Annotated in this window: 11 protein-coding genes; all 11 read right to left on the reverse strand. The window is 59.0% G+C overall.

Features of this window, described 5'->3' with window-relative positions; all coding sequences use genetic code 11:
* Positions 1-123 precede the first annotated feature (123 nt).
* Positions 124-510 carry a Na+/H+ antiporter subunit G gene (locus TR61_RS10245; protein WP_050929899.1) on the reverse strand — a complete coding sequence of 129 codons (387 nt, stop codon included), beginning with the start codon at positions 508-510 and terminating at the stop codon, positions 124-126.
* A gap of 9 nt (positions 511-519) precedes the next feature.
* On the reverse strand, positions 520-789 hold the full coding sequence (locus tag TR61_RS10250; protein WP_050929900.1) for a K+/H+ antiporter subunit F: 270 nt from the start codon (positions 787-789) through the stop codon (positions 520-522).
* Positions 786-1,280 (reverse strand): Na+/H+ antiporter subunit E, encoded by a 495-nt coding sequence (locus TR61_RS10255; protein ID WP_050929901.1) that lies wholly within the window; start codon positions 1,278-1,280, stop codon positions 786-788. Before TR61_RS10255 ends, TR61_RS10250 begins: the two co-directional genes overlap by 4 nt.
* 3 nt (positions 1,281-1,283) lie before the next feature.
* Positions 1,284-2,831: a monovalent cation/H+ antiporter subunit D gene (locus tag TR61_RS10260; RefSeq protein ID WP_050929902.1), complete on the reverse strand. Its 1,548-nt coding sequence runs from the start codon at positions 2,829-2,831 to the stop codon at positions 1,284-1,286.
* The gene (locus tag TR61_RS10265) at positions 2,828-3,178 is read right to left on the reverse strand and encodes a Na+/H+ antiporter subunit C (RefSeq protein WP_050929903.1); all 351 of its coding nucleotides are present in this window, start codon (positions 3,176-3,178) and stop codon (positions 2,828-2,830) included. Before TR61_RS10265 ends, TR61_RS10260 begins: the two co-directional genes overlap by 4 nt.
* Before the next feature lies 1 nt (position 3,179).
* On the reverse strand, positions 3,180-6,047 hold the full coding sequence (locus TR61_RS10270; RefSeq protein ID WP_050929904.1) for a monovalent cation/H+ antiporter subunit A: 2,868 nt from the start codon (positions 6,045-6,047) through the stop codon (positions 3,180-3,182).
* Between the two features lie 275 nt (positions 6,048-6,322).
* Positions 6,323-7,765 carry a mannose-1-phosphate guanylyltransferase/mannose-6-phosphate isomerase gene (locus TR61_RS10275; RefSeq protein WP_050929905.1) on the reverse strand — a complete coding sequence of 481 codons (1,443 nt, stop codon included), beginning with the start codon at positions 7,763-7,765 and terminating at the stop codon, positions 6,323-6,325.
* Positions 7,766-7,792: 27 nt separating this feature from the next.
* A complete protein-coding gene (gene fcl, locus TR61_RS10280; RefSeq protein WP_050929906.1) occupies positions 7,793-8,755 on the reverse strand; it encodes a GDP-L-fucose synthase in 963 nt (320 codons plus the stop codon).
* A 13-nt stretch (positions 8,756-8,768) separates the two neighbouring features.
* Positions 8,769-9,890, reverse strand: coding sequence for a GDP-mannose 4,6-dehydratase (gene gmd / locus TR61_RS10285; RefSeq protein WP_050929907.1), 1,122 nt, complete (start codon positions 9,888-9,890; stop codon positions 8,769-8,771).
* A 359-nt stretch (positions 9,891-10,249) separates the two neighbouring features.
* Positions 10,250-10,849 carry a hypothetical protein gene (locus TR61_RS10290; RefSeq protein ID WP_050929908.1) on the reverse strand — a complete coding sequence of 200 codons (600 nt, stop codon included), beginning with the start codon at positions 10,847-10,849 and terminating at the stop codon, positions 10,250-10,252.
* The gene (locus TR61_RS10295; protein ID WP_050929909.1) at positions 10,846-11,496 is read right to left on the reverse strand and encodes a hypothetical protein; all 651 of its coding nucleotides are present in this window, start codon (positions 11,494-11,496) and stop codon (positions 10,846-10,848) included. Before TR61_RS10295 ends, TR61_RS10290 begins: the two co-directional genes overlap by 4 nt.
* Between the last annotated feature and the right edge of the window lie 213 nt (positions 11,497-11,709).

Here is an 11,709-nt window from a genome sequence, read left to right on the forward strand (position 1 = left end):
CACTTCAGGGTAGCGCGCTCCACCATATATGGATTACTCTTATAACAATGATTATGTTGATTTTATAGGCGACGCTTGGTTCCAGTCCAAACTCGCGCTGCCTTTAACGCTTTTTTGATGGGTTCAAAGTAGCCGCGTCTGATCTTCCTCTGTCCCTGGTGGATCATCATAGACAGACCAGCCATAGCTGCTGGTGCTGGGTGGTAGTTCATCTTCCTTGATGTTGCGCGCCATATAGGTCTTGGCGATGAAATTTGCGGTGATGGGTGCTGTAAGGAACAGGAACAGCGTGATCAGCAGTTCGTGGATCGAGATATGACCTTTTTCAAAATGGAAGAACACCATGGATGCGATCAGAACCCCGCCGACACCCAACGTGGTGGCTTTAGTCGGTGCGTGCAGCCGTTGGATAGAATCCTTTAGCTTGATCAGCCCGTAAGAGCCGACAAAGCCAAAGATGCCGCTGACAATAAGGGCGATAGAGATAATCAGCTCTGCAAAAATGCTCATCTTCGCCTCTTATTCTATGATGTCGCCGCGCAGCACGAAGCGGCAATAAGCGACCGTGGATACGAACCCCACCATCGCGATCAGCATCGCCGGTTCGAAATAGATCGCCGTGCCGCGCCAGACGCCGTAGAGAACCAAAAGTGCAATGACATTGATCACCATGGTATCCAATGCAAGGATGCGGTCAGCGGCATCGGGACCCTTGGCGATGCGCCACAGATCCAGAAGTAAAGCTACGCCATAGCAAGTGGCAGCAAAGATGAGAGCGTATTCGATCATTCGAAAATCTCCTTCAGGCGCTTTTCATAGCGTGTCTTAATATCCTCGCGTACGCTGTCGGGGTCGTCGGTGTGCAGGCAGTGCACCAGGATCGAGCTACCATCGGCACACAGAGTTGCCGATACCGTGCCGGGTGTCATGGTGATCGTGCCGGCCAACACCGTTATTGCCTCAGCTGAGGTGAGCTCCAGCGGGACCGGGATCCAGTGCGATTGGATTTTCTTCTCGCGTTTGAAAAGGATGATCAGCGCTACCTGAATATTGGCGACAACGATATCCCACAGCACGATCAGCCCATATTCGATGATCTTTAGGGGGCGGCCAATCTTGGGCCGGTCAGGCCAGTAGGCAGCGGTCAGCATCGGAATGATCAAGCCAAAGGCTGTTCCAAGAATCAGGTTGCCTAAGGTGAACTTGTTGACGAGGCCCAGCCAGACCAGAAGCAGCGTCAGGCTTAGCAATGGGTGCGGCACAAGGCGTCTGAGAAGCATGGCTTACCCCTCTCCCCCGTTTGCAAGGACGGCGCTGACATATCCCGCGCGGTCGAACAATTGCGCGGAGGTGTCCTGCAGATAAGCGGAGACCGGGCCGGCGAAAATCGCCAGCGCGCCCAGCAGCGCAAGCGTGACCATTGTCGGGGCCACCTGCAACGTGGTTGCCGGGTTGGCGGGTGACAGGGAGGGTGGCATGTCGTCCTCGACTGTTCTCTCTGGAGTGGGTATCGCCGTGGATTTCCAGAACAGCGTGCTGCCCGCTCGGGCAAAGCCCACGATAGTCAGGAGCGATCCGACCAGGATAACCGACCATGTCCAGGCCATCTGCCCCGGTTCGCGCATCGCATCCAAAATCAGTAGCTTGCCGAGAAATCCGCTGAGCGGCGGCATGCCGGCCATGGCAATAGCGCCCGCAAAGAACAGCGCGGCGAAAAGACCGTTTTGCACTGTGGGGGGCAAGGGTGTGAGTGTATCAGCCATGCGCCGGGTCACGACCAGATCGGCAATCAGGAACAGCGACGCGGCAGCGAAGGTCGAATGCACCATGTAATAAAGCGCGGCAGAAGTCGCGGTGTCGGAAAAGGCCGCTACCGCGACAAGCAGCGTGCCCATGGACCCCACCACCGAAAAGCCGATCAGCGGCAGAAGGTTGCGTGCGCCCAGCACGCCGATGGCCCCGATGGCGATGGTGACAATCGCGGCGGGAAACAGCCATGTTCCGGGCAGACCTTCGGTGCCCGGTATGCCGGGGCCAAAGGCGACGGTGTGCACCCGCAGGATCGCATAAGCGCCCACCTTGGTCATGATCGCGAAAAGGGCCGCCACGGGTGCAGGGGCGTTGGCATAGGTCGCGGGCAGCCAGAACTGCACGGGGAAAAGCGCTGCTTTCACCGCGAAGACCACCATCAGAAGGATGACAGCCACGCGGACAAGGGCCGCTTGATCTGCAGGGATTTCGGCCACTCTGACGGCGAGATCGGCGATATTCAATGTTCCGGTCGAGGCGTAAAGCGTGCCAAGCGCGAACAGGAACAGAGTGGAGCCCGCAAGGTTCATCACCACGTATTGAAGGCCAGCCTGCATCCGTTCCTTTCCGCCCGCATGGATCATCAGGCCGTAAGAGGCGATCAGAAGCACCTCGAAGAACACGAACAGGTTGAAGATATCGCCGGTCAGGAACGCGCCGCAAATTCCCATCAGCTGGAACTGAAAAAGTGCATGGAAATGCCGCCCCTTCGCATCCCAGCCGGTGGCGATGGCGTGGATCAGAACGATGGTCGCCAAAGTCGCGGTCAGTAAAACCATGAGCGCCGACAGCCTGTCCAGAACCAGAACGATTCCGAAAGGCGCCGGCCAGTCACCAAGGCGATAGACATGGGTGGTGCCGTCGGCGGCCATGCCGGTGAGGAAAAGCGCAATGCCCAGAAGAAGAAGCGTCCCGGTAACCGAGGCGGCCCGCGCCAGCACAATATCGTGGCGCATGACAAAGCCGATCAGCGGAGCCAGCAAGGCGGGCAGGACGACGGGAAGGATGATCCAATGCATTATGCTTGATCCTCCTTCGTCGGGCTGTCTGCGATGTCGATCTTGTCGGTTTCGGCCTCAAGATAGGCGCCCAAACCGATCATGACCAAAACGGCCGTCATCCCAAAGGAAATCACGATGGCTGTCAGAACCAGCGCCTGCGGCAGTGGGTCGGTATACACGCCTTCCCCGTATTTTGAAAGGATCGGTGACTGGTCGATGGCCAGGCGCCCGCTGGCAAACAGGAACACGTTTACCGCATAGGAAAGCAGTGCAAGGCCCAGGATCACTGGGAAGGTACGCAGCCTGAGAAGCAGATAGACCCCTCCGGCGGTCAGAACGGCGATGGCGCTGGCCACGATCATTTCCATCTTAGCGCGCCCCCTCGTCTTCTTCTTTGGTATAGGGATGGCCCGGATCGTAGTCCATCGGGCCCACATTCACGGTTTGACCCGCAAAGCGGGCAATCCGACTGAGGCTGTAAAGCATCAGCATCACGGCGCCCAGAACGGTCAGGAATACGCCCAGATCGAACAGCATGGCGGTGGCCAGCTCAAATTCTTCTACCGGCGGCAGATGCACATATGTATAAGCGCTGGTCAGGAAGGGCTGGCCCGCCAGCCACGCGCCGACCCCGGTTAACCCTGCGATCACGACGCCGAAACCGATCATGGTGTGATATTCGATCTTCTTGCGCTCCTGCGTCCAGGCGAAACCGGACGCCATGTACTGCATCAAAAGGGCAATCGCGATCACCAGACCGGCCACGAAGCCGCCACCCGGCTGGTTGTGCCCGCGCAGGAAGATGTAAAGGCCGACGACCACCGCGATGGGCATGAGAACACGGGTGACCACCACCATCATCAGCGGGTGCCGGTCGCGGGAGCGGTCCTGCGAATAATCCGTGTTTCGCAGCCTGCGCGCGGCGGGTCCGTCCAGCAGCGCATGCATCAGCGCATAGATCACGAAACCGGCGATCCCCAGCACGATAATCTCGCCATAGGTGTCATAGCCCCGGAAATCCACGAGGATCACGTTAACGACGTTTGTGCCGCCGCCGCCCTCGTAAGAATTGGCAATGTGATAATCCGATATCGTGTCGATATCGCGCAGCAGGAAGGCATAGGCCAAAGCCCCTACCCCGCCGCCTGCGGTCAGGGCGATGATCCCGTCGCGCAGTTTGCGACCCATACTGCTTTCCTTCGGCGTTTCTTTGGGCAGGAAATGCAGCGCCAGCAGCAGAAGCAAGATCGTCACCGTCTCGACCGAGATCTGGGTCAGCGCCAGATCGGGGGCCGAGAGATAGGCGAAACCGGCCGAGATCGACAACCCGATGATCCCGATCAGGATCAGCGCCCGGAAACGGTGGTGATGCATGCCGACAACCGAGATGGTCGCGACGATCAGCATCACCCAGCCCACAGCGATCACCGGCGGCACCGGCAGATGCGTGCGCGTGGGGGCAGATAGCCCGCTGCCGGAATAGGCGGCCCAGCCCAGGGCCACGGCCGCCACGCTGAAGATCGCCAGATACCGGCTGATTGCGCCGGTATGGGTGGCTTCGGTAATCCCGCGCATCAGTCCAACGGTACCTGCCATCAGCCGGTCAAAGATCGCTTTCGCCTCGGGCCGCGGGGCCTTGATCCAGGCGGCATCGAGCGGACGGTGCAGGCCAAGCAGGACCAGACCGCCCAGGACGGCGATCCCCGACATCCACAGCGCGGGTGTCACACCATGCCAGATCTTCAGGTAGAATTTCAGCTCCTGACCGGTGACCGCGTTTGCGGCGGCCCGCACGATCCCTTCGGCCAGGAAGGGCGCGACGCCGATGATGATGACCAGAAGCGTCAGAAGCGCAGGTGCGGCCCACATGCCAAAGGGCGGATCGTGGGGCGTGTGCGGGTAATCCTCACGCTGCGGCCCGAGAAAGACATGGGAGATGAAGCGGAAGGAATAGGCGACTGACAGTAGCGCCCCAATTGTGGCCAGCACTGGCACGGCATAATGGCTGCCCCACCAATCGGTATGCGATGCTTCCTCCAGCATCATTTCTTTTGACAGGAACCCGTTGAAAAGCGGGATGCCCGCCATGGATAATGCTGCCACTGTGCCGATCAGGAAGGTGATGGGCATCAGGTGCCTGAGCCCGCCCAGCCGTTTGATGTCGCGGGTATGTGTTTCGTGATCGACAATCCCTGCCGTCATGAAGAGCGCAGCCTTGAACGTCAGGTGGTTGATGATGTGAAACACCGCCGCAATCGCGGCCTTGTCGGTGCCAAAGCCCAAAAGCATGGTCAAAAGGCCCAGATGGCTGACGGTTGAGAAGGCCAGAAGCGCCTTGAGATCATCCTTGAAAAGCGCAATCAGAGCGCCAAGAACCATCGTGATCAGGCCCGTGGTCGCCACGATATAGAACCACGCATCTGTCCCCGACAGCACTGGCCACATACGCGCCATCAGGAAGACACCGGCCTTCACCATCGTAGCCGAATGCAGATAGGCGGACACAGGCGTGGGCGCGGCCATCGCGTGCGGCAACCAGAAATGGAACGGGAACTGCGCCGATTTGGTGAAAGCGCCCAGCAGGATCAGGATCAGCGCGGGCAGGTACCAGTCCGATGTGCGGATCTGATCGCCCGCCTGCAGGATATCGGTCAGGTTATAGCTGCCGGCGATATTTCCTAGGATCAGCATGCCGCCGATCATCGCCAGCCCCCCTGCCCCGGTCACGGTCAGCGCCATTTTCGCGCCTTGCCGCCCTTCGGGCAGGTGTTTCCAATAGCCGATCAGCAGAAAAGAGGAGAGCGAAGTGAGCTCCCAGAAAATCAGAAGCAGCAGGATGTTGTCCGACAGCACAATCCCCAGCATCGCGCCCTGAAACAGCAGCAGATAGGTATAAAACTGCCCCATCGGATCTTCGCCAGACAGGTAGAACCGCGCATAAAGCGTAATCAGCAGACCGACACCGGTGATCATGCAGGCGAACAAAAGGCCAAGACCATCAAGGAAGAAGGATGCCGACAGGCCCAGCTGCGGCAGCCATTCCAGCTGGAACGTAATAACCTCCCCGCGCATCACCTGCGGCGCAAGGATCAGAAGCATGATGAACGCGATCGCCGTCGGCACCGCGGTGAAGGCGGCACAAGCATTTCGCCCCGCACGGATCATAATGCCAGGCACCAGCGCCCCTATGAAGGGCAGTAGCGCAATGATGAAAAGCAGGTGTCCCCCGTGGCTCATTTTGAAACCTTATCCGCCTGATTTGAGTCTTTGTGCCTGTTTTGGCCGGAAAGCTCTAGACCAAAGCGTAAAGCAGTGTGCCGGACTGATCGGGGAGACGCCCACAAATAGTTTTCAATACATCCAAAAACGACCACGTCTGAAACCTCAACATCTGACACCGCATTCGCACCAGCTTTTGAAACTTGAAATCACTGCCTGCAACGAGGGCAAGAGCCAGCGTTGGCTTTGAACCCAATCGGTACCGAAGCTGGCAAGGATTTCTGGGTTCCTGATTAGCCTTTGGCGCCCTGCCCCCGCGCATAGACATCCTCATACCGGATGATGTCGTCTTCTCCGAGGTAGGTGCCCGTCTGCACCTCGATCAGAACCATGGGCACTTTGCCCGGGTTTTCCATCCGGTGCACTGCGCCAAGGGGAATATAGACAGACTGGTTTTCGCTCACCAGCTTGACCTCGTCATCTACGGTTACCTTAGCTGTGCCCTCGACCACGATCCAGTGTTCCGACCGGTGGTGATGCGATTGCAAGGACAGCGCCGCGCCGGGATGGACGTGGATGCGCTTGACCTGGAAGCGGTCGCCGATCACAAGGCTTTCGAACCACCCCCAGGGGCGGTGATCCTTGGGGAACATCGTGGCCTGTTTGGCCTGTTTGGCTTTCAGGGCTGTGACGGCCTCTTTCACGTCCTGCGCGCGGGAGGCGTCGGCAACCAGAACCGCGTCGGGCATTGCCACCGTGATGATGTTTTTCAAGCCGATGCCCACGACCTCCATCCGGTCATCTTCGGACCGCAAGAGCGTGTCGTCACAATCAAGCGCGGTTGCATGACCGGCCGTTGCTACCCCGCGCGGGTCGCGGGCCGCTTCGCGCCAGACAGCGTCCCAGCCGCCCAGATCGGACCAGCCTGCCGCAAAGGGCACGACCGACAGGTTCTCGGCACGCTCCATTACCGCGTAGTCGATCGAGATGTCGTCGGCCCTGGCCCAGGCGGTAGGATCAAGGCGCAGGAAGCCCAGATCAGGTTTGCCCTGATCCACCGCGTCGCGCACAGGGGCCACAAGATCCGGCGCATGTGCCTCGAACGCGGCGAGGATGGTTTTGACGGAGAAAAGAAAGATCCCCGCGTTCCACAGATAAGTTCCCGCCTCCAGCATCTTGCCTGCCCGGGCAGCATCGGGCTTTTCGACAAACCGGTTGAGTTTCAGAGGTCTGGCTGCGAAGTCGCCCGGATCTTCTGCCAGTTCAAGATACCCATAGCCTGTTTCAGGATGCGTCGGCTTGATCCCAAATGTCACCAGATCGCCTGCCTGAGCGGCCGATACACCGGCCGACACCGCATTGCGGAACGCGGACGCGTCCGGCACCACGTGATCCGATGGTGCTACCAGCATCAGCGCGTCCGGGTCAGTCTTTTCCAGCCAAAGCGCGGCGGCCAGAACCGCGGGCGCGGTATTGCGCCCTTCAGGTTCAATCAGGATGGCCGCCGGATCCAGGCCGGCTTCGGCCAGCTGTTCGGTGACAATGAACCGGAAATCGGAATTGGTCAGTACCATCGGCGCGCCAAACCCCTGCCCTGACAACCGCTTAGCCGAGGCCTGAAACAGTGTCTCCTCCCCAACCAAGGGGACGAACTGCTTGGGATAAGATTTGCGCGACAGCGGCCAAAGCCGGGTGCCCGACCCACCACAGAGAAGAACGGGCGTAATCTGTTTCATCTTGAAACACCTTTCGCTTCGCGCGGATCAGCCCCGCACGTCGTTTTCCAGAAACCACTTATAGGCATCGCGTAACCCGTCTTCCAACCCGATCGAGGCCATCCACCCCATCGCCGCCAGACGCGACACATCCATCAGCTTGCGCGGGGTGCCATCGGGCTTGGTGGTGTCAAAGCGGATCTGCCCGTCAAAATCGGTGATCTTGGCAATGGTCTGGGCCAGTTCGGAGATCGTCACATCCTGGCCCGTTCCGACATTGATATGGCTGAGCATGGGGTCGGTGTTCGCATCATAGGTTTCTTTGTCGAGATCGAGGACAAAGAGCGATGCCGCCGCCATGTCATCGACGTGCAGGAATTCCCGGTAAGGCGTACCGGTACCCCAGATTACGACCTCGGCCTGGCCGTCTTCTTTCGCCTCATGGAAGCGGCGGATCAGGGCGGGCACCACATGTGAGTTTTCCGGATGGAAGTTGTCGCCCGGCCCATAAAGGTTCGTGGGCATCACGCTGCGATAATCCGTGCCATATTGGCGGTTATAGCTTTCACACAGCTTGATCCCGGCGATCTTGGCAATGGCGTAGGGCTCGTTCGTGGGCTCAAGCGTGCCCGTCAGCAGCGCATCTTCGCGCATCGGCTGTTCGGCAAATTTCGGATAGATGCAACTGGATCCCAACTGCAAGAGCCGCGTGACCCCGCTGGCATAGGCCTGATGGATCACGTTGCATTCCATCATCAGGTTTTCATAAATGAACTGTGCCGGATAGGTGTTGTTGGCCATGATCCCACCGACCTTGGCGGCGGCGAGGATCACAAGATCAGGGCGCTCTGTTTCGAAGAAACTTGCGACCGCCGCCTGATCGGTCAGATCCAGATCCGCATGCGTACGCGTGATCAGCTCAATTTCTGCGCCTTCGGCCTTGCGCGCCTCTAGCTGGCGAAGGATCGCACCGCCCACCATACCGCGGTGCCCTGCGATATAGATTTTCATGCCCCTGCCCCGCTCAGTTTTCGATGCTCACGGGCAGGTCCATCCCATGCTCTTTCAAAAGGGCATGGCGGCGCGCAGTTTTGAGATCTTCGGCAACCATCTCAGCGCACATCTGCTGCACGGTGATCTCGGGCTCCCAACCCAGCTTGGCCTTGGCTTTCGACGGATCCCCCAAAAGCGTTTCCACTTCCGCCGGGCGGAAATACTTCGGATCGATCCGCATAATCACGTCGTCAGGCTTCACCGCGGGCGCCATGTCGCTGGTCACGGCGTCCACGATCGCAATCTCGTCCACGCCCTGCCCTTCGAACCGCAGCTGGATCCCCAGTTCCGCCGCTGACCAGCGAATGAACTCTCGTACGGAATATTGCAGCCCGGTCGCGATGACGAAATCCTCCGGCTGGTCCTGCTGCAGCATCATCCACTGCATGCGCACGTAATCCTTGGCGTGCCCCCAGTCACGCAGGCTGTCGATATTGCCCATGTAAAGGCAGCTTTCCAAACCCTGCGCAATGTTGGCAAGACCCCGGGTGATCTTCCGCGTCACGAAGGTTTCCCCGCGCCTCGGGCTTTCGTGGTTAAAGAGGATGCCATTGCAGGCATACATGCCGTAGGCTTCGCGGTAGTTCACCGTGATCCAGTAGGAATAGAGCTTGGCCACCGCGTAGGGGCTGCGCGGATGGAACGGTGTGGTTTCCTTCTGCGGTGTTTCCTGGACGAGGCCGTAGAGTTCCGAGGTGGAGGCCTGATAAAACCGCGTCTTCTTTTCCAGACCCAGAAACCGGATCGCTTCGAGAAGGCGCAGGGTGCCGATGGCATCAACATCCGCCGTATATTCCGGCGCCTCAAAGCTGACTGCGACATGGGATTGTGCGCCGAGGTTGTAGACCTCGTCGGGCTGCACTTCCTGAATGATCCGGGTCAGGTTCGAGGTATCCGTTAGATCCCCATAATGCAGCTTGAACTTCGGGTTCGCCTCATGCGGATCCTGGTAGATGTGGTCAACACGTTGCGTGTTGAACGAAGACGCCCGGCGCTTGATACCATGGACTTCATACCCCTTTTCAAGAAGGAATTCAGCAAGGTATGACCCGTCCTGGCCGGTGACCCCGGTGAGAAGTGCGATCTTTGTCATGTCAGCTTCCGATTGTTCAAATAATTGGTGAAGCTTCGAGAAGTTCTTCATGGAGAGCGTATCCAGCCCGCTATACGCCGGTCTATTAGCAAGGATGCCACAAGAGGGACATAGGCAAACCGCGCTGAGGGACGACTTGTCTGTTTGGAACTTGCAATGTCGCACGCAGATTGCTCAGGCGACGATGCGCCCGGGATGAGGCGTTATCAGGCATTCGAGTCGCGGCCGGCGTGTGGCCTGAAACATGTCTGACGGTCGTCTTGAAAAGAGAAAAATAGACGGCTGAGCCTGGGCTTACATGGCGCAAAATACAACCTATGCACGAATTTGGCTTTGTTTCGGGAAATGCGCCTCTTTGCCTATCTCGGAGCCTCCTCCGAAGTGGTCATTGCTGCCCAGGCTTCGAAGGCCTTGCGGCGCTTCGAGCGGGCCTCTGAGAGGTAGCGCCTGAGGAGGCGGTGATGTCCGTTCTGCGAGTAATAGCTCACGCGCGGCGCCCGCATGCGGGCTAATGTTTTAAGGGCCGCCTCCGCCTTCCTGCGTTCCGCTTTGGTGCACTCCTCCGTCTTGAGTTTCTCCTTCATGAGATTGACGATGTTGTCGAGATCGGGGTCTTCCTTGGGGATCAGCGGCGGCTTCCTGCTCTTGAGCCTCGGTGGTGCAAGGCCCGCCTCGAATTCCAAAAGGGCCCTCTCCGCAGCGACGATCTTCACCTCAGCCTCTGCCAGGGCCAAGGCGCGGTACCCCGCCTCGTCTGAAGGCAAGAGATCCTTGATCGTGATGTCGGGGCGATCGAGGATGATGCCCAGCCAGGCGGCAATACTCTCGGGATCGGGGCGGGCGGTGGCGCCGTGACGTCTTGCGTTGCCAGCGGAGATGTCCTTGCCGTGTTTTGTCTTTGGACCCGTGCTCTTGCGGGCATTGGCGCGGTTGCGCGCTGTGATGCGGTCTGACGTCATCCGCCGATAATCGCGCCGTCGATGGGCCGCGTCTTCTGCAGGGCGTCGTAGTCCCTCTTCACCTCGCGACGGCGGCGTTCCAACTCCTGGATCTTCTCGTCGTGCTTCATGGCAGCCGAATTCGACTTGATGTAGGCGTCGCTCATGAGCTTTACGGGATCCAATCCCATTTCGGCAATCTCTGCATGGACTGCAGCCTCGGCGCCGGGGTCATGAGACAACGACCGTTCCGCGACTTCGTCCGCCAAAACCCCCGCCGCATCCCGGTCGAAGTCGAAGGGGTCTTCCCATTCGTGTTCTTTGCCACCCGCTTGGATAAACTCCTCCCAGGCAGCATCCAACCGTTCGTCGTGCAAGGCGCGTTCCCGCTCCATCACCGCGCCGCGGACCTCCGTGTGAATGATCTGGCGCAGGCTCGCGTCTCGCATGCGGCGGCGCTGCAGCAGTTCCCACTCAATGTCGATCAGGTTCTCTGCGACGACGCATTCGTAGGGTGTGAAGGGCACGAGGGCCCGCATCATACCGTCGCGAAAGGCGGCAAGGGAGCCGGGGTCTTCCCCAATAATGGGGTCACGCTTTGGGAGGATGTCGGCAAAGCTCGAAAGGCCAAACCGCTCGGGGTTGGGAAGGGGGAGGTCGTTGGACATACTGCGTCTCCATTTCAGTCCGTCGAAGCAGCCTCCCTCTTGCCTCAATGATTCGCCACAAGGCGTGTTCTTATTATGTTCTATAATATTTTGAGGTGGGTTTCTGATCAACCCCAATATCTTGATCGGCCGCCAGCCCGCGGAGATACGTCGCCTCGCAACGAAAGTGGTTCATTGCAGTTTGACCGTTGTGGACGTCAGAGCTGGTCTTGT

The organism is Aestuariivita boseongensis, assembly GCF_001262635.1.
GTDB classification, from domain to species: domain Bacteria; phylum Pseudomonadota; class Alphaproteobacteria; order Rhodobacterales; family Rhodobacteraceae; genus Aestuariivita; species Aestuariivita boseongensis.

Coding starts and splice junctions, on each gene's coding strand:
- TR61_RS10250 (WP_050929900.1), bottom strand. CDS start 789: ATGATCGAATACGCTCTCATCTTTGCTGCCACTTGCTATGGCGTAGCT.
- fcl (WP_050929906.1), bottom strand. CDS start 8,755: ATGAAAATCTATATCGCAGGGCACCGCGGTATGGTGGGCGGTGCGATC.
- TR61_RS10265 (WP_050929903.1), bottom strand. CDS start 3,178: ATGGAAATGATCGTGGCCAGCGCCATCGCCGTTCTGACCGCCGGAGGG.
- TR61_RS10270 (WP_050929904.1), bottom strand. CDS start 6,047: ATGAGCCACGGGGGACACCTGCTTTTCATCATTGCGCTACTGCCCTTC.
- TR61_RS10290 (WP_050929908.1), bottom strand. CDS start 10,849: ATGACGTCAGACCGCATCACAGCGCGCAACCGCGCCAATGCCCGCAAG.
- TR61_RS10275 (WP_050929905.1), bottom strand. CDS start 7,765: ATGAAACAGATTACGCCCGTTCTTCTCTGTGGTGGGTCGGGCACCCGG.
- TR61_RS10295 (WP_050929909.1), bottom strand. CDS start 11,496: ATGTCCAACGACCTCCCCCTTCCCAACCCCGAGCGGTTTGGCCTTTCG.
- gmd (WP_050929907.1), bottom strand. CDS start 9,890: ATGACAAAGATCGCACTTCTCACCGGGGTCACCGGCCAGGACGGGTCA.
- TR61_RS10245 (WP_050929899.1), bottom strand. CDS start 510: ATGAGCATTTTTGCAGAGCTGATTATCTCTATCGCCCTTATTGTCAGC.
- TR61_RS10255 (WP_050929901.1), bottom strand. CDS start 1,280: ATGCTTCTCAGACGCCTTGTGCCGCACCCATTGCTAAGCCTGACGCTG.